At 61.5% G+C, this 20,444-nt stretch carries 22 protein-coding genes and 1 pseudogene; all 23 read right to left on the minus strand.

Features of this window, described 5'->3' with window-relative positions:
• Window positions 1–17: 17 nt before the first annotated feature.
• Window positions 18–284 carry a flagellar biosynthesis protein FliQ gene (gene fliQ, locus ASC86_RS03510; RefSeq protein ID WP_056316074.1) on the minus strand — a complete coding sequence of 89 codons (267 nt, stop codon included), beginning with the start codon at window positions 282–284 and terminating at the stop codon, window positions 18–20.
• Between the two features lie 6 nt (window positions 285–290).
• On the minus strand, window positions 291–710 hold the full coding sequence (gene flgD, locus ASC86_RS03515) for a flagellar hook assembly protein FlgD (RefSeq protein WP_056316077.1): 420 nt from the start codon (window positions 708–710) through the stop codon (window positions 291–293).
• On the minus strand, window positions 701–1,150 hold the full coding sequence (gene flbT / locus ASC86_RS03520; RefSeq protein WP_056316079.1) for a flagellar biosynthesis repressor FlbT: 450 nt from the start codon (window positions 1,148–1,150) through the stop codon (window positions 701–703). Before flbT ends, flgD begins: the two co-directional genes overlap by 10 nt.
• The gene (gene flaF, locus ASC86_RS03525; RefSeq protein WP_056316082.1) at window positions 1,147–1,494 is read right to left on the minus strand and encodes a flagellar biosynthesis regulator FlaF; all 348 of its coding nucleotides are present in this window, start codon (window positions 1,492–1,494) and stop codon (window positions 1,147–1,149) included. Before flaF ends, flbT begins: the two co-directional genes overlap by 4 nt.
• Before the next feature lie 38 nt (window positions 1,495–1,532).
• Window positions 1,533–2,615 carry a flagellar hook-associated family protein gene (locus ASC86_RS03530; protein ID WP_056316085.1) on the minus strand — a complete coding sequence of 361 codons (1,083 nt, stop codon included), beginning with the start codon at window positions 2,613–2,615 and terminating at the stop codon, window positions 1,533–1,535.
• Window positions 2,616–2,617: 2 nt separating this feature from the next.
• A complete protein-coding gene (flgK, locus tag ASC86_RS03535; RefSeq protein WP_056316089.1) occupies window positions 2,618–4,072 on the minus strand; it encodes a flagellar hook-associated protein FlgK in 1,455 nt (484 codons plus the stop codon).
• A 21-nt stretch (window positions 4,073–4,093) separates the two neighbouring features.
• On the minus strand, window positions 4,094–5,302 hold the full coding sequence (locus tag ASC86_RS03540) for a flagellar hook protein FlgE (protein ID WP_056316092.1): 1,209 nt from the start codon (window positions 5,300–5,302) through the stop codon (window positions 4,094–4,096).
• Window positions 5,303–5,416: 114 nt separating this feature from the next.
• Window positions 5,417–6,088 carry a response regulator transcription factor gene (locus ASC86_RS03545; RefSeq protein WP_056316095.1) on the minus strand — a complete coding sequence of 224 codons (672 nt, stop codon included), beginning with the start codon at window positions 6,086–6,088 and terminating at the stop codon, window positions 5,417–5,419.
• 274 nt (window positions 6,089–6,362) lie between these two features.
• On the minus strand, window positions 6,363–6,881 hold the full coding sequence (locus ASC86_RS03550) for a lytic transglycosylase domain-containing protein (RefSeq protein ID WP_156386927.1): 519 nt from the start codon (window positions 6,879–6,881) through the stop codon (window positions 6,363–6,365).
• Window positions 6,868–8,403: a flagellar hook-length control protein FliK gene (locus ASC86_RS26455; RefSeq protein WP_056316101.1), complete on the minus strand. Its 1,536-nt coding sequence runs from the start codon at window positions 8,401–8,403 to the stop codon at window positions 6,868–6,870. The genes ASC86_RS03550 and ASC86_RS26455 overlap by 14 nt, the downstream gene beginning before the upstream one ends.
• Window positions 8,403–9,704, minus strand: a complete 1,302-nt coding sequence (gene motC / locus ASC86_RS03560; RefSeq protein ID WP_056316105.1) for a chemotaxis protein MotC — start codon at window positions 9,702–9,704, stop codon at window positions 8,403–8,405. The genes ASC86_RS26455 and motC overlap by 1 nt, the downstream gene beginning before the upstream one ends.
• Window positions 9,705–9,709: 5 nt before the next feature.
• The gene (locus ASC86_RS03565; protein ID WP_056316108.1) at window positions 9,710–10,942 is read right to left on the minus strand and encodes a MotB family protein; all 1,233 of its coding nucleotides are present in this window, start codon (window positions 10,940–10,942) and stop codon (window positions 9,710–9,712) included.
• On the minus strand, window positions 10,939–11,604 hold the full coding sequence (locus ASC86_RS03570) for a hypothetical protein (RefSeq protein ID WP_056316110.1): 666 nt from the start codon (window positions 11,602–11,604) through the stop codon (window positions 10,939–10,941). The genes ASC86_RS03565 and ASC86_RS03570 overlap by 4 nt, the downstream gene beginning before the upstream one ends.
• A 417-nt stretch (window positions 11,605–12,021) precedes the next feature.
• A complete protein-coding gene (locus ASC86_RS03575; protein WP_056316113.1) occupies window positions 12,022–13,008 on the minus strand; it encodes a flagellin in 987 nt (328 codons plus the stop codon).
• A gap of 323 nt (window positions 13,009–13,331) precedes the next feature.
• The gene (locus tag ASC86_RS03580) at window positions 13,332–13,931 is read right to left on the minus strand and encodes a flagellin (RefSeq protein WP_056316118.1); all 600 of its coding nucleotides are present in this window, start codon (window positions 13,929–13,931) and stop codon (window positions 13,332–13,334) included.
• 280 nt (window positions 13,932–14,211) lie between these two features.
• Window positions 14,212–15,098 (minus strand): annotated as a pseudogene (locus tag ASC86_RS03585) (flagellin).
• A 316-nt stretch (window positions 15,099–15,414) separates the two neighbouring features.
• Complete coding sequence (fliP, locus tag ASC86_RS03590) at window positions 15,415–16,152, minus strand: flagellar type III secretion system pore protein FliP (protein ID WP_056316120.1); 738 nt, start codon at window positions 16,150–16,152, stop codon at window positions 15,415–15,417.
• Between the two features lie 7 nt (window positions 16,153–16,159).
• Entirely contained in the window at window positions 16,160–16,717 is a 558-nt protein-coding gene (locus ASC86_RS03595) for a flagellar basal body-associated FliL family protein (protein WP_082509852.1), read from the minus strand.
• 54 nt (window positions 16,718–16,771) lie between these two features.
• Window positions 16,772–17,485: a flagellar basal body L-ring protein FlgH gene (gene flgH, locus ASC86_RS03600; protein WP_056316127.1), complete on the minus strand. Its 714-nt coding sequence runs from the start codon at window positions 17,483–17,485 to the stop codon at window positions 16,772–16,774.
• A complete protein-coding gene (locus ASC86_RS03605) occupies window positions 17,482–18,012 on the minus strand; it encodes a MotE family protein (RefSeq protein WP_056318203.1) in 531 nt (176 codons plus the stop codon). The genes flgH and ASC86_RS03605 overlap by 4 nt, the downstream gene beginning before the upstream one ends.
• Window positions 18,012–19,127: a flagellar basal body P-ring protein FlgI gene (locus tag ASC86_RS03610; protein WP_056316130.1), complete on the minus strand. Its 1,116-nt coding sequence runs from the start codon at window positions 19,125–19,127 to the stop codon at window positions 18,012–18,014. The genes ASC86_RS03605 and ASC86_RS03610 overlap by 1 nt, the downstream gene beginning before the upstream one ends.
• Complete coding sequence (flgA, locus tag ASC86_RS03615; RefSeq protein WP_056316134.1) at window positions 19,124–19,636, minus strand: flagellar basal body P-ring formation chaperone FlgA; 513 nt, start codon at window positions 19,634–19,636, stop codon at window positions 19,124–19,126. Before flgA ends, ASC86_RS03610 begins: the two co-directional genes overlap by 4 nt.
• Window positions 19,637–19,653: 17 nt before the next feature.
• Window positions 19,654–20,442: a flagellar basal-body rod protein FlgG gene (gene flgG / locus ASC86_RS03620; protein ID WP_056316136.1), complete on the minus strand. Its 789-nt coding sequence runs from the start codon at window positions 20,440–20,442 to the stop codon at window positions 19,654–19,656.
• Window positions 20,443–20,444 lie beyond the last annotated feature (2 nt).

Consider the following 20,444-nt stretch of genomic DNA (forward strand, 5'->3'; position numbering starts at 1 on the left):
CGAGGAGAAGGGAAACCTCAGAATCCCGACTGGATTCGCGAGAAAATCGTATCGGTGAAGATCGAAATCTGCGCGCCGATGAAGGAGGCCGAAAGGGCGACCGTCACCAGCACCGCAAGGATTTTCGGCACGAAGGTCAGGGTCATTTCCTGAACCTGGGTCAGCGCCTGGATCAAGGCGACGATGAGGCCGACGGCCATGGCGGCCAAAACGGGCGGACCCGAAGCGACGACGACCGTCCAGATCGCCGCCTGCACAATATCGAGGGCATCCGCCTCATTCATGGAACGTCACTTTATCTTGACGCCCGGCCCGATGACGAGGGTCTTGCCGGTATCGAGCGTCGCTACGATTCCATCGGAATATAGCGTCACTTCCTTGACGACGCCAGTTGTCTTGCCGTCGGCGCTGGTCACCGTCTTGCCGATCGCCGAATTGGCTTCGCTGAGCGAAGTGCGTTGCAACAGGCTTTCCAGATTGGTGTTCGTCTTGATCGTCTGCTCGACCTGCGAGAAGGTCGCGAGCTGGGCGATCTGCTCCGACGAACTCATCGGATTGGTCGGGTCCTGGTTCTTCATCTGGGCCACGAGCAGCTTCAGGAAGCTGTCGTAGTTCAGGCTGGCATTGGCAGCGTCCGTGCCCGACTGGTTGGCGTTGGTGGTCGGAATGTAGTTGCCGGACGTGTTGTTGTTAACGCCGCTTACCGCCATGGTGCAATCTCCTTGCGGATCTGTTCGATCGTGGCCGGAGCCATTTCCTGGTTGTTCAGGATGCGGTCCTCGATCGGATAAAGGCCGCGGATCGCCTTCAGGGCGTCGAAGGCGCGGCCCTGCATGACCATGCCGTCGATGCGCTTCAGCTCGGCGATGACTTCCTCGTTCTTGAAGCAGTTCACCAGCATCACTACCGACTTGCGGAACATGGCGGTCGACTGCTCGGCGCCTTCCGGATTGATGAGGATCATCTGGGCGATGAAATAGAGCTGCTTGAGCGGGGTCGTCGCGTCTTCCGGCTGCAGAACGTGGTTCTCCAGCAGGAAGGTGACGTCGTTCAGGAACTCGACGGCGACCTTGCGATCGACGCGCAACACCGCTCCGTTGACAAAAATCCGTTCGCCCGATTTCAGCGAGATACGCAGTGTGCTTTTCATTTGAGGCCATCCCTGATGATGGTTGTGATGTCGATGATGCCCTGGAAATTGGAGGATTCACGTTTTCGGATCTTCTCCGTCTCCCCCAGAATCCAGATGGCAATGGAAATGAGATTGGCGCGCAGTTCTTCGTTCAACTGGTTGTCCGTGGTGCGCAGGTCCTCGATGAACCTGATCCACACGCGTCTCGTATAATAGATCGCCTCGATCGCTTCCCGCGAATAGCCCTTCTGCTGCTTGGCGGCGCTGAGCAGCGAGATCGAGCGGTCGAGTACCTGCCGTTCGCGATCCTTGGAATCGGCAACGCCGTCCTCCATGATCTCGGCATATGAAAACTGGTACATTCAGACACCCTTCATGTTTGTCTTATGCCCGCTTCCCATCAGAGGAAGTTGATCAAGCTCAACTGCTGAAGCTTAGACGTCAGCGTGTAGGAGGTTTCGATCTGGGTCTTAAGCGTATTCAACTGGACCGATGCCTCGTAAGGATCGACTTTTTCGAGATCGTTAACGTGGGTCTTGACGAGCTTCACCTGCGCGTCGAGCGAGGTGTTGGCTTTCTTCACCCGCGCTTCGGAAATGCCGAGCGCGCTGCGCTGCGCGTCGATGCCGGAGATCGCCTCGCCGATGTAGCCGACTGTCGCCTTGCTGATCGTCGTGCGAACGTCCGAGGTCACATCGGCGCCGAGCAGCTCGGTCGCGATCACATTGGCGAGCGCGAACTTGCGGATGCCTTCGGAATTGGCCGAGGTCGAGCTCGGCACGATTTCCGTGGTCGAAATGCGGCTCGTCATCACCTGGTCGGAAGCGCCGGACCAGTTCCCGCACCATTGCGACTGGTCGCCGGCTGCCGGATCGGTATCCAGATACATCGGCTCGAGCGTGTTCTCGATGAAGTCGTTCATCTGGGCCGGCGTGAACTCGCGCATCGAGGTGAGCGGCGGCGACTGCGCGGCCATGAAGGTGGAAAGCGCCGTATCGAAGGACGCCTTGGCGACCGAGCCGGCGGGATCGTTGTAGTCGGCGACCGGTTTGACGTCGGTGTTGATGCCGGAAAACAGGAACTCGCCGTTGAAGGAAGTATTGATCGCCGAGGTGAAAACCGACAGCGAGTTGGTCACTTCCGTCTTGGCGATGTTCAGCTGATCGACCGAATCGCTGCCGGAAAGCGCAATCAGCGCCTTCATGGTCGATTGTCCCGCGGTGGAAATGGAATTCAGCGCTTCTTGGGAAGCGGCAAGCCGCTGGGTCACGACGGAATTGGTGTCCTTCAGCGTTTCCATGCGCGCCAGTTCGCGCTGCAGGTCGAGCGACTTGGAGGCGACCCCGCCGAGAGCGACGCCGACATCGGCGTGCCGTTCGGTGGCCACTTCCTTCTGAAGCTTGATCATTTCGGCCTGGCCCTGCTGAACCGTGAGCCGCATGGCATTCTGGATCGCCAGATTGGAAACGAAGGACGTCTTCATAATTACCTCACAGCTTCAAGAAGGGCCGCCATCATGGCGTCCACGGTGCTGACCAGTTTGGCCGCGGCTTTGTAGGATTGTTCGAGATCGAGCAGCAGCGATACTTCTTCGTCCATGCTCACGCCGGTCAGGCTGCTGAGCGCGTCCGAGGTCCGCGCCAGAAGCGCCGACTTGTTGTCGTTGCCGGTCGATGCGCTGCTGCGCAGCTCTTCCAGCCAGCCGACCGAAGAGGTCGCGAAACTCATGATCGTGGTCGACGGATTGAGGTTCGTCGCCGGATCGAAGGCCATGTTGCCGTCGAAGGCGTTGATGAAACCATCCAGCAGATCGGAAAAGCCCGAGGAATTATTCGTATTGGCGACGACGCCGTTGAAGCCGCCGTCGCGGATCATCTGCGGGTTGGTCTTCGCATCCGGGTTGACGATCAGCTTGGCGGCAAGGCCGGTCGCCGCGCCGACACCGGGAATGGTCGCCGGCGGCGTCGAGGTCGTGTAGGTGAACAGACCCGGCGCATAGGCAATGGCCGGCGTACCGCCCGGATCGCCTTCCTGGAAGAGGGTGACGAGCGCGCGGGCGGTTTCGTCGAGCTGTTCCTGGAATTTTGGCGCGATATCGTCGCGCAGTTGCAGGAGCGCCGAAAGACTGCCTTCGCCGGAGGTATTGCCGCCCACGCCGGCCTTCATCGGAACGCCGTCGACATAGACGCCGTTGCCGGTCGTCGCCGCATCGAAATTGGCGGTCGAGGTGAAGCTCACCTGGCGCGCCTTGTTTTCGAACAGCACCGTCCCGTCTGTCGTATAGATGACGGTATCGCCCGAGCCGCGCGTGACGGTGGAGATGCCGACGATTTCGGAAATCTGCTTCAGCAGCCTGTCGCGCTGGTCGAGTGCATCGCCCGCATCCGCGCCGGTGTTGAGCGCGCTCTGAACAGCGACATTGACGCTCTCGAAATCGCTGAGAAGGCCGTTCAGCGTCGTCACGGACGAGGCGATTTCCTTGTCGGCGTCGAGGCGCAGGTCCTGTACCGCGGCAGACGTCTTGTTGAGCGAGGTGACGAGATCGCCGGCGGCCGAAACGACGGTCGCCGCGATCGTGGTGTTGCCGGGGGTGGCGGCATAGGTCTGCAGCGCATCGCGGAACGATGCGAGATAGGTGGAGGGCGCCGTTTCGTAATCGTTGCCGCCGAGCGCGCTTTTCAGCGTCTGGAGGCCGGCAAACAACGTGCCCTGGGCAGACGCCTGCGAAATGCTCGCGACGTTCTGCTTCAGGAGCGCATCGTTCTGGGCGCGCTGGATCGTCAGAACCTGCGCGCCGTTGAGGCTCGTCCCCAGCATGGCCATCCGGCGGGCGTAGTCGGCGTTCTTCACATTCGCGATGTTCTTCGAAACGAGCGCGGTCTGTTGACCGGTCGTGGTGAAGACCGACTTGGCCGAGATGAGGGCGGAGGACAGAGACATGGTTCAGCCTGTACTTGAGAATTACCGCTTCAGGTTCACCAGGACGTCGAGCAGGTCGGCGCCGGTCTGGAAGACCTTGGAGTTGGCGGTGTAGCTACGCTGGGATTCGATCATCGCCGTCAGTTCTTCGGCGATATCGACGTTCGAGCTTTCCAGCGCGCCGGAGATGACGCCGCCGAAATCGCCGGAACCGGGGAAGCCGGTGACGATGACGCCCGAATTGACGCCCTGCGAATAAACGTTGCCAGCCTGCGGAATGAGGTTGTCCGGGCTCTGCACGTTGGCGAGCGCGATGCGATAGCGCGGGTCGAGCTTGCCGTTTTCGTACTTGACGAACACCGTGCCGTCGTCGTCGATCTGGAAGCCGGCAACCTTGCTCGGCGCGTTGCCGTCGATGGAGCCGCCGTCGGGATTGAACTTGTAGCCGAGCTGCGTGGTCTTCGCGAGATCGATGTCGATCACGCCGAGGTTTGCGCCAGTGCCGGCAAGTGCCGTCATTGCCGCGGTCGAGACGGTCGTCGGCGTCGTCGTCAGTTCACCGGCGGCATTGAAGACCAGCGACTTGGTTGCCAGCGACGTGCCGGATGTGCGATCGACGATTTCCAAGTCCCAGTTATTGTCGGCAGTCTTCTCGTAGTTGAAATCGAGAATGCGGGAATTGCCCTGGCTGTCATAGACGATCAGCGAGGTGGTGGAGATGTCGCCGACGGCGGCACCCGAGGGAAGGTTGGCGCCCATCGAGCCCTCGGTCGAACCCTTGGCGACGAGACCGTCGGACGCCAGGTTGACCGGCTTCAAGCCGTCGAAGCCGTTGACGACGACGGTCGGATCGACGCCTTCCTGGTATTCGTAGCCCATCAGCGTGTAGCCGGCGGAGTTGACCAGATTGCCGGAATCGTCCTGGGTAAAGGCGCCGGCGCGGGTCAGGAACGACTGATTGTTGGCGCTGTTGACGATGAAGAAGCCGCCGCCGTCAATCGCAAGGTCGGAAGCCGAGGTGGTGTAAACCTTGGCGCCTTCGTCGGCGATGGAATAGCGCACCTTGGTATCGACGCCGCCCGAATTGTACGAGCCGCCGCTGGACGGCAGGATCATCGACGAAAATTCGGTGGAGGCGCGCTTGTAGCCGGTGGTGTTGGCGTTGGCGATGTTCTCGGCGACCGTTCCCAGGCGGTTTGCCTGAGCGTTCATGCCGGAACCACCGGTTCTCATCATTCCGTAAAGACTCATGTCCGATCCTCGTTTTCCTGTTATCGCAAGACTAGAAGATGGGCCTTGCGTGAACCTGTCTTGAAGGCCGGACCGGATGCCGCCACATCCGGCGACGACCGCACGGGTCGCCGCTTATTCCCAGTCGATGCAGTAGCCGAGGAAACGCTTGGAATCGATCGGATCGAAGCCGAGCTTCTTGCGCAGCTTCTTGCGCAGCTTGCTGATGTGGCTTTCGACGACGTTCTCTTCGACGTCTTCGTCGAAGATGCCGTAAATCGCGTTGAAAATCTGGGTCTTGGAAACGCGGCGGCCGCGGTTGGCGACCAAATATTCGAGAATGCGGCGCTCGCGGCGGGGAAGCGCGAAAACGTCGCCCTGGATTTCCGGATCGCGGCCATCGGAGAATACGCGGATCGAGCCGATATCGGTGAAGTTCGCCAGCGCCTTCAGACGGCGGCGGATGGCCGCTGCACGGGCAAGAATCTCGCGGGGGTGAACCGGCTTGCGCACGACGTCATCGACGCCGCAATCGAAGAAAGCCAGCGTGGTTTCCAGCGAGGGGGTGTCGCTGATGGCAATGACCGGTGCATTCGACCGGTCGCGGATCGCCCGCGGCAACGTCATTGCGCGCTCGCCCTGGCCGATCAGGAACGCCTCTACGGCATCGATATCCTGGTCTGCCGCCGTATTGACCCAGTCGCCGAATTCCTTGGGGTCAAACCCCGTGGAGGGCACGCCCTCCCGGCCAAAAAGGGAAGTATAGCCGTCTTTTACAAGCTCACGCTCATCAACCACTACGATCATTCGTCCGCCTCCGAATCAGTATGGTGCTTCGATGAGCAAGGGGTACGAATCCGGCGATTCATGAACAACTATGGAAACTTAATGGCAGAAATTAATACTAGATTAAGGATTTCGTGCCGATTTGGTCTACATTTAGTGGGTGGATCAAAATGACACGCTAAAAATCATGTGGAAACGTTAACAGACCCCCATAAATGGCCTTGCACTCAGGCTTGCGCCAAACTTGCGCCATGATTTTGGCGACAAAATTTTTGCTCAAAAATGCAACTTTAAATTATTGCGAACAGAAAGATGCCGCGTTGGGCGTCCATTTGCCATAGCCGGTCGCCACCAGATTGGCGATCACCCGGCAGACATATTTCTTCTGGGCGGGATCATTGTTGGGGCCGGCATGGTAGCGCGCCACCGCCATCGTCCAGGTTTCATGCCTGGAGTGGAGGTTCGCCAGGAAGCGCGCGGCATATTCCACGTTCTTTTTCGGGTCCAGCATTTCGCTTGGAGACGCGAAATTTTCGCCGTGAAAGTAGTAGTTTATCTGCATGCAACCGAGATCGATCAGCTTGGCGCCCTGCGCGCGCGCCTCCGCAAAACGGTTCAAAACATCCTCCGCGCTGCTGGCGAAGAAGGCCTTGCCCTCGATGTTCATCGCGTAAGGCTGAAGCGAACCCTTGCGTCCGGTTTCCGTGAGACCGACGGAATAGAGGATGCCGGCCGGGACATCGTATTTCGCCGCGGCCGCAACGATCTCGTTCTCGCAGACGCCGGTGCTGGCCTTAGCTTCACATATAGACATCCCCAGCGCGGCCAGCGTCAGAAGAAGAACCGTCGCCTGTCGTGTCATTCGCCGTCCACCGTTCGCCCTGCTGGTTGCCGCCGTCCTGGCGCTGCCCCCTGCCCTCGCCGTTGCCTGCCTGCGCCTCGCGGCCGTTCTGGCCACCGGGCGCAAACTGCTGTTGCTGCTGGCTACTGCTGCTGTTGCTGTCCGGCGCGTTGAAAACGATATTCACCTGGTCGACGGAAAAGCCCTGGGCGCGTAGCGCCTTCACCATGGCGTTCTGGTCGTCGCTGAGCTGGCGGAAGGCGTCGCCGGTCTCGACCTTCAAGTCGACATGCAGTTCGTCGTCCTTGAGCCGTAGCGTGGCCGTGACCATGCCGAGATCGATGGGGTGCATCTGGATCTTCAGCGTGTTGACCACCTTGCCGGTGGCCTGCTGGAAGCTCGTATCGGCCGCCGAGGCCTGCTGAACCGACTGGGCCCATTCGCTGCTGCCCGAAATCGCCGACGTCACCGCCTGGGCGTTGCTGCTCACCGGCGCCATGCCGAGATAACGGCGCGCTTCGACCACGGTGACGGTTTCGGCCTTGGCGGCGGGCGTGTTTTCGGCATCGACTGTCGTCTTGCCGCCGTCGTTGCCGACCTTCATCGATACGGGCTGACCCTTGCCATCGGCGCGGGCGAAGCGGAACACCTGATCCGTTTCGCTACCCTCGACATTGTGCGAAAGATTGGCCTCCGCATGGGCCGCTTCGCTGCCCTTTGCACTCGGCGCGGCCTTGGCACCGTCCGTCTTCGGCTTGACAGCGCGGTCGGCAAGCGCCTGGAATTCACTGAGACCGGAGGTGGCCTGCGGCATATCGCCCTGATCGGCCGCGGCCTGCGACGCCTGCAGCAGCGTCAGGAGCTGGTCGACGCCGCCTGTCGTCGCCTCGGAGCCGGCGCCGGCCGCATTGTCCTGTTCCGCAGCGGGCGAGGTCTGGTCCTTGCCCTGAAGCTTTTCCGAGAGTTCCGATTTCCGCCCCTTGAAGACATCGGCAAGCTTGCTTGCGATGTCCGTATTGGCAATGGGAGTCTCGTCCTCGTCCGAAGTTTGGGCCAGCTTTTCAAGCACCGCGCTCAGTCGTTCGAAAGGCCCATTCGCATGGGCTTGCTGCGTCGGCTGCTTCGGCTTGGCGGTTGCTGCCGATGCCTCGGTTTCCGGCGCAACCTCCGGCAAGGCCGGCAAACTCTCCTCGAACGGCACTTGAGACGCAACCTGCTGTTTCGCGCTCGCCGGGTTGGCCTCGTTGGGGCGCGCGGGGTCGGTCTTGGTCGTGTCTATGCTCTGAATGCTGATCCGGCCCGATATTTCCGACGCGTCGCTGCCGGCCTTGTCGCGGATCGAGATCTGGGGCTGCTGCTTTTTGCCGGCCTCCGAGAAGGCGCGGTTGAAGGCATCTTTCTGCGCCGCCGTTTCGGCGTGATGTGCCCCCTTGCCGCCGGCTTTTCCGCCGCGTGCCGGCACGACGCCTACGAGGCTGTCATCCACGGTCTTCATCATTTTTCTCCCTTCAGGAGAGAATCGATTTCATCAAGCTTCGAGCGGCCCGACTTCACAAAGGTATTGAAGGCGGGATCGTTTTCGGATGAGGCCACTTCCTGCTGCCCGGTTTCCGGCTTGGCCGTTGCGGGCCTTTCCACGGCGGCCTTCTGCGGCGCCGCAAATGGGCTGTCGCTGCTACCGGCGGAAGCATCATTCTCTTTTACGTTTGTTTGCGCTTCGACATTAGGAGCGGTCGCTTGCGTCAGGCTTTCTGCCGTGGGCTTCTTCAGCACCGCATCTGCAACCGCCTGCGCCGCCCGGCGCAACGCCTGATCGCGCGGCGAAAGCTTGTCCTCCGGGATGGCGGTGATCCTGTCGACCGCCTTGAGGATATCGCTGGACGGCACTTCGATCAGGCCGGAATAGAGATTGGCCAGTTCTTCAGGCTGTTTGTCGCCGGCGGCAGACAGCGCCTGCGCCCGCTCAGAGGCGAGCTTGGTCATCGAGGCCATGCCGGCGATCGCCGCGCGCCGCGCGATCCTGAGGTAGACTTCGCGCTGGCGCGGCTCATCCATGAAGGAGAGGATTTCCTGCAGCTTGGCTTCGGTATGGTCGTCGTAGTTATCGACCGCAAGCTCGACGAAGATATCGGCGAACTGGCTGGCATAGGGCGAGGTCAGGAACCGGCGCGCATAGGAAAGCGCATAGGAAAAGCCCTTGTCGATCGTCTTCATGCGGGTGGCGAGCGCCAGCGACCGCCGAAGCGACGCTTCCTCGATATTGGTGCCGGGCGCAAGCAACCTCGCCATGTCGTAATAGTGAACAGACGCCTTCGGGTCCTGCTGAGCCGTGGCATTGCCGAGCACGAGGTAAAGATAGGGCGCGATCTTCGAATTCTTGTATTCGGGCAGCGCCTTGGTCAGCATCTCGACCATCAGCCCGCCCTTGCCGCTCAGATAGTGGCCGAGCGCATCGGTGATGCGGGTATCGAAATTGCCGTTGATGTCGTGGTTGACCAGATAGGACAGCGTCTCGGGATTGCCGCCGCTCATCACATAGATCAGCGCGGCATCGACGTTGCGCGGATCGTCGAAGACGGCGTTGTCGACATCGCGCAGCCGTTTGTCGACCGTGCCCAGCATGAAGCGCTGCATATCGGCGGCGGCGTGATCGCCGAGCACGATCGAATCCTGGATATGCTGCAGCGAGCGCAGCATCTTGTAGGGCGGCAGGTCCTGGACATCCTCGCCACGGGCGAGCCCGGCCGGCAAGCCGGCGCAGGCACATAAGAGAAGAGTGCGAAGAGCCTTCAGCATGACGATCAGCCCTGCTCCGTCTGCAGCAGAATTTCGATGCGGCGGTTCTGGGCCGCGTAGGGATCGGTCGGAACCTGCAGCCGCTTGTCGGCAAAGCCGCTGATCTGGCTGACGCGCTTCTCATCGAGCCCGCCGCGCACCAGCATGTAATAGGCGCTCTGGGCGCGGGCCGAAGACAGGCGCCAGTTGTCGTAGCTGCCGCGCTTGAACGGACGACCGTCGGTATGGCCGCGAATCGCGATCGCGCCCTTGCTGCGCTCGGCAAGCAGCCTGCCGATCTTCTCCATGGCGACGACCATGGTCTTTTCAGGCACGGCCGAGCTGAGACCGAACATCGGCGTATCCGCCTGTTCGCTGATCGTCACCAGCAGACCGCCTTCGGTCGGGGTCACAAGCAGGCCCTCGGCAAGCTTGCCGGCTGCGCCGCCGATTTCCTTCTGGATCTCCGCCTTCAGTTCGGCCGCCGATTTCTCGTCCGATTTCAGAGCGGCGGCCTGCTGCGACGCCTGTTCCTTCTGGTCGGCCTGGCCGTCTTCCGGCGCCTTGCCATTCATCGCCAGTTCCGTCTTGCCGTCCTTGCCGGCATTGGGGGCATTCTGAACGCCGGTATCCTGACCGTTGCCAGGCATATCCTCGGCGCTCAGGCCGCCCTTGTCGGCATTCTGCAGCTCGACCTGCTTCGTCCAGAAATCCGGGTCGAAGGGATCGCGATAGGCTTCGCCGCCGTCAGCGCCGGTCGCGGGACCGGAATCGGCCGCACCACCGTCACCCTTCGTACTGATATTGGCCTGAATACCGGTATCCTGGGCGATTTCCGACAGCACGGAATACGGATTTTCGAAGAAATCCGCGTCGGAGTATTTTGTCTCTTCGCCGGACGTCGCGGCCTGGTCCTCGCCTTTCTTGGCCGAACCGCCGGTCTTGTCCTGATCGCCGTCGACCTTGGATTTTGCCTGATCCTCTTCGCCCTTGGCATCCTTGGCCGGCTGCTTCACGCCCTTTTCGGCGGGCTTGGCATCGGTCAGCTGCACCGGGTTGAAATAGGAAGCGAGCGCCGCCTTGGTCTGCGGATTGGCGGCGTTGATCAGCCACATGACGAGGAAGAACGCCATCATCGCCGTCATGAAGTCGGCATAGGCGATCTTCCACGCGCCGCCGTGATGGCCGTCGTGACCACCGCCATGGCGCTTGATGATGATGATTTCGTTCTTGCCGTGATGGCCTTCATTGTCGCTCATGCAAGCACCTTCCGGACGGTGTCCGCCCAAGCCGCCATTCTCGTCACCAGAATGGAATCGCCGAATTCAACCGAGAGATCGAGATCGGCCGTTTCAATGTGTCTGAAGGTCAGGGTCTCGTCATCGAGATGCTTCTTCAGTGCCTCGAACTGGGAGGTCGAGCCCTTGACCGTGATCTTAACGGCCTCGCCATGGGCGATCGACTGGTTGACGAGGCGGCCGAGATCGGCCACCGCCTTTTCGACCAATGCTGCCTCCACGACGGGTTTGAGCGCACGGGCGACCTCCCCGGAGAAGAGGTCGGCAAGCTGCGAACCCATGTCCGAGAAGCGGTCGTAAATCATCGCCGCCATTTCGTTTTCGCAGCGGATCTTCAAGGCTTCCATGTCGGCAGCGTGGCGCTCTTCAAGCTCGACGATGGCGGCGGTGTGAGCGGCACCGAGTTCCTTCTCCGCCTCGCGGCGGCCCTCTTCGAACGCTTCGCGCCGCTCGGCTGCTATATCGACCTTCGGCATCGGCGGGGGCGGCGGCGGGCTGATGGCGACGATACCGGTCTGCGGCGCGACATCGTCGAGATCAGGAAAATATTTGGGCGGCACCATGGCGAGGTCCAGCTTCGGAGCGCTGAAATCCTTGAGGTAGCGGGAAAGAGAGGCGGTCATCTTGTGCCTCCGGCGCGGCATTCCGCCAGCGGCGGAAACGCGGCTGCGGCCGATCGAGGCGAAAAATGGCCCTCAAGCCGGATAAGATACGACCGTGACACTGCTACAATGTCTCCCATGGGATTCCGGCGGCCGGGCCACCCATGAATCCGCACATTTTCAATCCGTGCCGGTTTCGGCACATGCGGCAGCGAAAGCGTCATCTTGCGCTGACAGCCGGAATGCTATGGCTGCGGGTGGAGACTATGCGGTCAAACTTGCGCGAAGGTGTTGGACCGCACCTGGGCAATCGGTGCGGTCCAACCGGTCCACCCCTGCCGATGACCGGCGGCGGAGGTGGAATAGGAAAGGATGGCGGGCGAAGGCCCGGCCGATCCGGGGAGCGTCGGCTTTTGCCGCCGCCCCTGCCCGCGTCGCTTACTGCTGGAAGAGACGCAGGATATTTTCGGAGTTGGTGTTGGCGATCGACAGCGCCTGGATACCGAGCTGCTGCTGGGTCTGCATCGCCTTGAGGCGGGTCGATTCCTCGTTCATGTCGGCATCCACCAGACGGCCGACGCCCTTGTCGATCACGTCCATCAGGTTGGCGACGAAGCTTTCCTGCATGTCGATGCGCTTGGTGATCGCACCGAGGGTCGCTGCCGAATCGGTCAGTGTGCCGAGCATCGCATCGACGGCGCTGATCATGCCGTCGAGGTCGTCGTCGGTGGTGTCGGTGGCAAGCTCGATGAGGGTCGAGCCGGTCTGGGTCGAGCCGTCACCGACCTGGATAAGGTGGTAGGCGACATCGGCGGTCGTCGGGTTCGCCGGGTCAGTGATCGTGTCCGGCTGGGTTACGGTGACGTCCATGGTCAGCTGGCCGAGGCTCGGGTCCTGCACGTCGATGAGGATCGAGGTCGCGGTGTCGTAGTCGAGGGTAGAGACCGAAACCGTGCCGGCGGTCGAGCGATTGAAGGAGGCGACGATCGACTTGATGCCAACGGGAGAGGTCGATTCGTTGTAGAGCCAGTTTTCACCGGAGAAGGAGGCCGATTCGGCGGCAGAGGCGAGCTGCGCCTTGAGTTCGGTCAGTTCCTTGTTGATCTTGGTTTTGTCGACACCCGGTTCGCGCGCGGCGACGAGCTTGGCCTTGATCTCGGAAACGAGATCGAGCGAGGCGCTCATGGCCGAGTAGGAGGTGTCGACCTTGGCGGCGCCGAGGCCCAGCGCATCCTGAACGGTGGAAAGCGCGGCGTTGTCGGAGCGCATGGTCGTTGCGATCGACCAGTAGGCCGCGTTGTCGGCGGCGGTCTCTACCCGGTAACCCGAGGAAATGCGAGCCTGCACTTCCTCCATGTTGTTGTTGATGGAACGCAATGTGTGAAGCGCGGCCATGGCGGCCGTGTTGGTCATGATGCTGGTCATTGGTCGTTGCCCTGGGTTCGTTTTTTGGAAACATCCCGGATGAGACCGGCAGCGACGGGACCAGCGTCATGCAAACTGCCCCGTCTTAGCCCATGGGACAGCCTGTCGCTCTTAAGGATTATTTAACGACGACATGGTTAACAAACCATTAAGGGCGTTTACAAGAGGGTAACCTCTATGAAGAAAAATAAATCTTTTCTGACAAAACCTTAACGACAGCGCCCTCTTTTCACGCCAGCCCGAAAACAAAAAAAGCCGCCCCCGAAGGGGCGGCCCATGGAAAGGGCGGCGCGTCACGCGCCGCCGGTCCGGTGTCGGTCCGATTAACGGAACAGCGACAGGATGTTTTCCGAGTTCGAGTTGGCGATCGAGAGCGCCTGGATACCGAGCTGCTGCTGGGTCTGGAGCGCCTTGAGGCGGGTCGACTCTTCGTTCATGTCGGCATCCACGAGGCGGCCGACGCCCTTGTCGATCACGTCCATCAGGTCGGCCATGAAGTCGTCCTGCATGGAGATGCGCTTGTTGGTCGCGCCGAGCGTGGCGGCAGCGTCCGTCAAGTTGGTCAGCATCTTGTCGACAGCGCTGATCATGCCTTCGACTTCGTCGTCGGTCGTGGTCGAGGTCAGTTCGACAAGCACGCCGCTTGCAGTCGTCGTCGGCGAACCAACTTCCAGCAGGTGGTAGTCGGCAGTCGTGGTGCCGCCGGCGCCGTCATCGATGTCGACCGTCTGGTCCATCGTCAGCTGGCCCTTGGTCGCATCTTGCATGGTCGTTGCGATCGACCAGTAAGCGGCGTTGTCCGAAGCAGTTTCAACGCGCAGGCCTGAGGACACGCGGCCCTGGGTGGTTTCCATGCCGTCATTGATCGAACGCAGCGTGGAGAGAGCCGCCATTGCGGCGGAATTGGTGAGAATGCTCGTCATCGTAAACTGCCCCTTGTGAACAGAAAAAATTGGAGGGCACTCCGGTCGTTACCGGGAAACAGCAGCCAGCTTCATGCCTGCTAACGCGTTAATTTTCGTGGTTAACCCGCTGTTTCGATGAGCATAGAAAACACCAACATGGTTAAGGAAAACCTAAACGCGAGACCTAATTTTTTAAGGGAGAAAAGAAAAAACCGCAGCCCTTTCGGACTGCGGTTTTCGATCGATCGCGGGCCGGCCTTTTGGGGGGATGACCAGCCGCGCGTATCTTTTTTGACGATTAGCGGAACAGCGACAGGATGTTCTGCGAGTCGGAGTTGGCGATCGAGAGCGCCTGGATACCGAGCTGCTGCTGGGTCTGGAGCGCCTTGAGGCGGGTCGACTCTTCGTTCATGTCGGCATCCACGAGGCGAGCGTGGCGGCAGAGTCCGTCAGGCTGGTCAGCATCTGGTCAACGGCGCTGATCATGTTCTCGATGTCGTCGTCGGCAGTCGTCGAGTCGATCTTGATCTCCGTGCCGGTCGCAGCCGTCGTCGAGGAGACGTCGACCAGGAAGAAGTCGGCCGTCTGGGCAGTGCCCGTGCTGTCTTCGTAGTTGACGGTCACGTCCTTGGTCAGCTGGCCGAGGCCTGCATCGTCCGTGTCCATCAGAACCGACGTGGAAGCGTCGAAGGAAACGACGCCGACCGTGACGGAGCCATCGGCGCCGCGGGTGAACGAGCCAACCATTTCCTTGGTGCCGAGAGCTGTGGTGCTKTCGTTGTAGAGCCAGTTTTCRCCGGAGAAGGATGCCGACTTCGCCGTCGAAACCAGCTGGTTCTTCAGTTCGGTCAGTTCCTTGTTGATCTTSWSCTTGTCAACGCCCGGYTCGCGRGMRGCAACGAGCTTCGCCTTGATTTCGGAGACGACAYCGATGGMRTTGTYGAGGCCGGTGTAAGCSGTGTCGGTCTTGGCAGCGCCGAGGCCGAGCGCGTCCTGAACSGTCGARAGCGCCTTGTTGTCGGAACGCATGGTCGTTGCGATCGACCAGTAAGCGGCGTTGTCCGAAGCGCTACCAACGCGAAGACCCGACGAGATGCGGCCCTGGGTGGTCTCCATATCGGAATTGATGGAACGCAGGGTGGAGAGCGCGGCCATCGCGGAAGAATTCGTCAGGATGCTAGTCATAAGAGTTGTCCCTCTGGGTACAAAATACAAGTTTCGGGGGACATACCGGGTTTAATACCGGTGATGGCGGTTCGGCATCATGCCACTCGGCTCCCGGTTTCCCAGGCAGGCCAAACCCGTCATGTGAGGGAAATATCGCAGCCAAACATTGCGATTTGTTTAAATCGGCCGGGGCCGCCGGTCCCGTTCAGGGACGGACGGACAAATATGAAGCCCTGCTGAAATTATAAAATCAACAGCAAAATCAACGGGATATTTTTGCGTCGGGGAAAAGCGCACGTCAAAAAATTGACGCTTCGTTAACCATGCGCGAAGGTCAGCTGAAAGAGCGCACCAGGCTGCCGACGAGCAGGTTCCAGCCGTCGATCAGCACGAAGAACAAAATCTTGAAGGGCAGCGAGATCGACGTCGGCGGCAGCATCATCATGCCCATAGCCATGGTGATGGTGGCGACGATCAGGTCGATGACCAGGAACGGCAGCATGATCAGGAAGCCGATTTCGAAGCCGCGCCGGATTTCCGAGATCATGAAAGCGGGAATGACGGCGCGCAGGTCCACCTTGTCATCGACGACGAGGTTCTGCCCCCTCTCCCGCGCCATGTCGATGAACAGCTGCAAATCCTTGTCGCGGGTATTGGCGACCATGAAGTCGCGGAACGGCTCGGAAATGCGCGTCAGCGCCTGCTGCTCGGTGATCTGGTTCTGCAGCAGCGGATCGACGCCATCCTTCCAGGCGCGGTCGAAGGTCGGGGCCATCACGTAGAAGGTCATGAACAGCGCCAGGCTGACCATGATCATGTTAGACGGCGTCGTCGCCAGCCCCATGCCGGTGCGCAGGATGGCGAAGGCGATGACGAAGCGCGGAAAGCTCGTCACCATAATCAGGATGCCCGGCGCGATCGACAGGACCGTGAGCAGCCCGAAGGTGCGGATGATCCACGAGGCGACCGAGCCATTGATCGGCGTATTCAGGAGATCGCTGGGGAACCCTTGGGCCCCGGCAATACCGGACATCGCCACCATGGCGGCTATGAATGCGACAATCCGGATCATAAGCGAATCATTGGATGACAAAGGTCCTGAAGATGACATTGGTTACGCGCCCTTCCGAGCGCAGGTCAACCCGTTCCTGGATGTCATCCTTGAGATATTCGAAGCCGCGCGGTCCCTGGATCTGCTGCAGCGATACCGTTCTGAGGTAAGCGGCGATATCCTGATGGATCTGCTCGGCCAGCGGCGCATCCGGCGGCCCCTTGAAAAGCAGGGCCAATTCCAAACGTACCCAGTTTTCGGTGGGATAGGCGAGATTGGTGGTGATCGGCTCCAGCTGCAGGATGCCGTTGGCCTCGGTCGCCGCGCGCGGCAGGCCCTCGTCCTTCTTGCCGGTCTCGTGACCGCCGGCTTCGGCGGCCTCCGTCGCTTCCTTCTTCTCGGCGGCGGCCTTGCGCACCTCTTCGAGCGCCTTGGCCTCCTCGGCGGTTACCGGCTTCGGGGCGACGATGCCGCCCACGACCCAGCCGCCGCCGGCGCCGAGCAGCGTGACGACGGCGATCGCCGCCACGGTCATGATCATCTTCGGCTTCTTGGGGGCTGCCGGTTGGGCTTCAAGCTCGTCCATGGGGGTCATCCGCAAAAGGAAAGGAGGGCCGGATCGATCCCGGCCCCTCGGTCGTCAGATCGGCGAGATCAGGTCCATGACCTGCTGGCCGTAGGGCGGTTGCTGCACTTCCGTCAGGCGGCCACGGCCGCCATAGGAGATGCGGGCCTCGGCGATGCGCTCGTAGGAGATGCGGTTGTCGGAATCGACATCCAGCGGACGCACGATGCCGGCGACGTTCAGGATTCGCATCTCGTGGTTGACGCGCACTTCCTGCGAACCGCTGATCAGCAGGTTGCCGTTTTCGAGAACGCCGGTGACGACGGCCGCGACCTGCAGCACCAGCTTTTCGGAGCGTTCCGTCGAGCCGTCACCCTTGGTCGAGGTATTGGAGCCGTAATCCAGCCCGCCGCTCCAGCCGAAGCCGGAGCTGGTCTGCGACTTGCCGTTGGCGCCGATCTTGAAGCCGCTGTCGTTTTCGCGCTTGCGCTCGGTCTTGTTGTCGAACGACGCCTTGTCGTCGATGCGGATATCGACGGTGAGGATATCGCCGACATTCAATGCGCGGGCGTCCTTGAAGAGCGCCGCCTGGCTGTCGCTCCACAGCGAATAGCCGCTGGCCATGGCGCGCGGCTCCTTCGGATACATCGCCATCTGCGGGGTCTGCGCATATTGCAGGCCGCTGCCGATCGGGCTCATGGACGGCGCGCGCCCGATTTCGCTGGCGGTCTGCTGGCAACCGGTGAGCAGGCCGGCGACCGCAATCAAAGCCGGAAGACGAATATTCATGACGGCTCCTTGGAGGTATTCGGGTCGCTGGCGCTGGAAATGATGTTGGCGAGCATCGCCGCCTTCTCGCTGTCCATTTCGCTGAGGATGAGGCTCGACTGGCGAGCCGGCAGGCGCATGACGATCGCAGCGGCGATCGCCGGGTTGATCTTCTCAAGCTGGGTGGCGGCGGCATCCGCCTTCATGTTCTTGTAGATGTCGGTGAGGCCGAGTTCGGCCTGCTTCAGGAAGTCGTCGCGGCGCTTCAGCCAGTCCTGATATTCCGCCCGGCGTTTTTCGAGCGTGGCGATACGCTCGTCGATGCCGGCCTGCAGATCTTCCAGTTCCTTCTTCTGCAGCACATAGCGCTGGTCGCGGGCAGCGTCGGCGATGTTGGTGCAGAATTGCTGGACTTCGTCGCCTGCGACGGGTGCGGTGACCGGGGCGGCCACCTCCTGCGCGAAGGCGCCGGGGATCGCCAGCATCAGGCAGCCGGCCGCAAGGATCGAGAACCGGCGGACGGACGGATTGGAAAAGGCATGTGCCATCATTGCAGTACAAGCTCCGCCTGGAGGGCACCGGCCGTCTTGATGCCCTGGAGAATGGAAATGATGCCGTCCGGCTTCACGCCGATGCTGTTCAGGCCGGCAACGAGGGTGCGCAGGTTCGATCCGTTGAGGATCGCGACCGTGCCGCCATCCTGCGAGGCCTCGATCGTCGTGTTCGGCTCGACGGCAGTGACGCCGCGGGAGAAGGGTTCGGGTTGCACGACCGTTGGGGTCTCAGTGACCTGAACCGTGAGCGTGCCGTAGCTGACGGCGACCTGCGAGATGCGGACATCCTGGCCGATGACGATGGTGCCGGTGCGCTCGTTGACGACGACGCGGGCCGGCACGTCGGTCTCGATGACGAGATTTTCGATATCGGCCATCAGGCGCGAGAGGTCGGCCATCTTCGGCTTGTCGATGACGACGGTCTGGCTGTCGCGGGCCTCGGCGATGCGCCCGCCGAACTGTTCTTTCGAATAGCGGTTGATCGCCTCGGCCATGCCGACGGCGGTCGAGAAGTCGGGGTTGCGCAGTTGCATCACGAGGTTGAAGCCGTCCTTGAACTTCGACGGCAGCTCACGCTCGATGATCGCGCCGTTCGGCACGCGGCCGGCGGTGGTGATGCCCTGGCTGAGGCTTGCGGCATCGCCCTGGGCGTTGAAGCCGGTGACGACCACCGAGCCTTGAGCGACCGCGTAGATCTGGCCGTCCGCGCCGGAAAGCGAGGTCATGACCAGCGTGCCGCCGCGTAGCGAGGTGGCATCGCCGAGCGAGCCGACCGTCACGTCCATGCGGCTGCCGGGGCTGGCGAAGGCCGGCAGATTGGCCGTGACGAGCACGGCCGCGATGTTCTTGGAGCGGGAATCGCCGCCCTGCGTCGAGATGCCGAGGTTCTGCAGCATGGCGCGCAACGACTGTTCCGTGAACGGCGAGGAGCGCAGGCTGTCGCCGGTGCCCTGCAGGCCGACGACGAGGCCGTAGCCGATCAGCTGGTTTTCGCGGCCGGACTGCAGCGAGGCGACGTCCTTGATGCGGGATGCGGCCTCGGCCGGCCCCGTGACCAGCGAGCAGACGGCAGCCAGCGCGACCAGCCATTTGCCGAGAAGAGTTCTCATTTTGTCACCACCTGGATTGTGCCGTCCTGCATGACCGTGCCCTGCACGATGATGCCGCTATCGGTGTTGCGAACCCGGATGAGATCGCCGACGGCGGCATTTTCCAGCGGCGCGCCGCCGGCGGTGATGGTCAGCGGACCGTTGGAATAGACGATGCGAACCGCCTTGCCGCGCTCGACCACGTAAGGGTCGCGCAGCGCCGTGACGATGATGACGCGGCCGGCGAGCAGCGTGCGGCTGGTGATCTTGCCGGCGACCTCGTCCGTCCTGTGGGCGTAGTCGCCGGTGAGGTTCGGGTTGGTGACCTCGACCTCCTGCAACTGGCTGGCCTCGATGACGGTGCCGGGATAGATCGTTTCCTTCGGGATGACGGCCATGGGCTTTTCGGCAAAGGCCGCGCCGCAGGCAAACAGCCCGGCGGACAACCCAGCCACGGCTGCCGCCATCTTCACGAGACCGGTCTTGCGAACCGGCCGCTTCGACATCTGATCCATCCGGCGAAACGTCATGTCTGCCTGTCCTTCTGTTACCGGAGATTCTTGCTGACGGTCGATGCCATCTCGTCGGCGGCCTGGATGATCTTGGAGTTCATCTCATAGGCGCGCTGGGCCGAGATCAGGTCGGTGATTTCCTTGACCGGATCGACGTTGGAAGCTTCGAGGTATTTCTGCTTGATGATCGCGAAACCCGGATCGGCAGGCGTGCCGACGACCGGATCGCCGGAGGCCGGCGTCTGCTTGAACAGGTTGTCGCCCTGCGGCTCCAGGCCGGCCTCGTTGACGAAGTTGGCGATCGTCAGCTGACCGATCTGCTGCGGGATCGTGCTGTTGCCGATGCGGGCCATCACCTGGCCGGAATTGCTGACGGTGACTTCGGTGGTGTTCTGCGGCACGGTGATGCCGGGAACGACAGTGTAGCCGTCGATGGTGACGAGCTGGCCGTCGGCATTGGTGTTGAAGGCGCCAGCGCGGGTATAGACGGTTTCGCCATCTGGCGTTTCCACCTGGAACCAGCCGCGGCCGACCAGCGCGAGGTCGAGGTCGTTGCCGGTGCTGACGAGGCTGCCCTGGATATGCAGGTTGCGCACGGCCGAGGTCTGGACGCCGAGGCCGATCATCGCGCCTTCCGGAACGATCGCCTGGTTGGCGCGGTTCGGAACGCCTGAGGCGCGCTCGGTCTGGTAGAGCAGGTCGGAAAACTCGGCGCGGGCGCGCTTGTAACCGGTCGTGTTGATGTTTGCGATGTTATTCGCAATGACTTCCAGGTTGAGCTGCTGGGCATTCATGCCGGTCGCGGCAATCGAGAGGGCCTTCATGG

This window comes from Rhizobium sp. Root1212 (assembly GCF_001424985.1).
GTDB lineage: Bacteria > Pseudomonadota > Alphaproteobacteria > Rhizobiales > Rhizobiaceae > Pararhizobium.

Bases quoted from the DNA above. Each gene is read 5' to 3' on its own strand.
- fliQ (WP_056316074.1), bottom strand. From the start codon at position 284: ATGAATGAGGCGGATGCCCTCGATATTGTGCAGGCGGCGATCTGGACG.
- flgD (WP_056316077.1), bottom strand. From the start codon at position 710: ATGGCGGTAAGCGGCGTTAACAACAACACGTCCGGCAACTACATTCCG.
- flbT (WP_056316079.1), bottom strand. From the start codon at position 1,150: ATGAAAAGCACACTGCGTATCTCGCTGAAATCGGGCGAACGGATTTTT.
- flaF (WP_056316082.1), bottom strand. From the start codon at position 1,494: ATGTACCAGTTTTCATATGCCGAGATCATGGAGGACGGCGTTGCCGAT.
- ASC86_RS03530 (WP_056316085.1), bottom strand. From the start codon at position 2,615: ATGAAGACGTCCTTCGTTTCCAATCTGGCGATCCAGAATGCCATGCGG.
- flgK (WP_056316089.1), bottom strand. From the start codon at position 4,072: ATGTCTCTGTCCTCCGCCCTCATCTCGGCCAAGTCGGTCTTCACCACG.
- ASC86_RS03540 (WP_056316092.1), bottom strand. From the start codon at position 5,302: ATGAGTCTTTACGGAATGATGAGAACCGGTGGTTCCGGCATGAACGCT.
- ASC86_RS03545 (WP_056316095.1), bottom strand. From the start codon at position 6,088: ATGATCGTAGTGGTTGATGAGCGTGAGCTTGTAAAAGACGGCTATACT.
- ASC86_RS03550 (WP_156386927.1), bottom strand. From the start codon at position 6,881: ATGTCTATATGTGAAGCTAAGGCCAGCACCGGCGTCTGCGAGAACGAG.
- ASC86_RS26455 (WP_056316101.1), bottom strand. From the start codon at position 8,403: ATGAAGACCGTGGATGACAGCCTCGTAGGCGTCGTGCCGGCACGCGGC.
- motC (WP_056316105.1), bottom strand. From the start codon at position 9,704: ATGCTGAAGGCTCTTCGCACTCTTCTCTTATGTGCCTGCGCCGGCTTG.
- ASC86_RS03565 (WP_056316108.1), bottom strand. From the start codon at position 10,942: ATGAGCGACAATGAAGGCCATCACGGCAAGAACGAAATCATCATCATC.
- ASC86_RS03570 (WP_056316110.1), bottom strand. From the start codon at position 11,604: ATGACCGCCTCTCTTTCCCGCTACCTCAAGGATTTCAGCGCTCCGAAG.
- ASC86_RS03575 (WP_056316113.1), bottom strand. From the start codon at position 13,008: ATGACCAGCATCATGACCAACACGGCCGCCATGGCCGCGCTTCACACA.
- ASC86_RS03580 (WP_056316118.1), bottom strand. From the start codon at position 13,931: ATGACGAGCATTCTCACCAATTCCGCCGCAATGGCGGCTCTCTCCACG.
- fliP (WP_056316120.1), bottom strand. From the start codon at position 16,152: ATGATCCGGATTGTCGCATTCATAGCCGCCATGGTGGCGATGTCCGGT.
- ASC86_RS03595 (WP_082509852.1), bottom strand. From the start codon at position 16,717: ATGGACGAGCTTGAAGCCCAACCGGCAGCCCCCAAGAAGCCGAAGATG.
- flgH (WP_056316127.1), bottom strand. From the start codon at position 17,485: ATGAATATTCGTCTTCCGGCTTTGATTGCGGTCGCCGGCCTGCTCACC.
- ASC86_RS03605 (WP_056318203.1), bottom strand. From the start codon at position 18,012: ATGGCACATGCCTTTTCCAATCCGTCCGTCCGCCGGTTCTCGATCCTT.
- ASC86_RS03610 (WP_056316130.1), bottom strand. From the start codon at position 19,127: ATGAGAACTCTTCTCGGCAAATGGCTGGTCGCGCTGGCTGCCGTCTGC.
- flgA (WP_056316134.1), bottom strand. From the start codon at position 19,636: ATGACGTTTCGCCGGATGGATCAGATGTCGAAGCGGCCGGTTCGCAAG.
- flgG (WP_056316136.1), bottom strand. From the start codon at position 20,442: ATGAAGGCCCTCTCGATTGCCGCGACCGGCATGAATGCCCAGCAGCTC.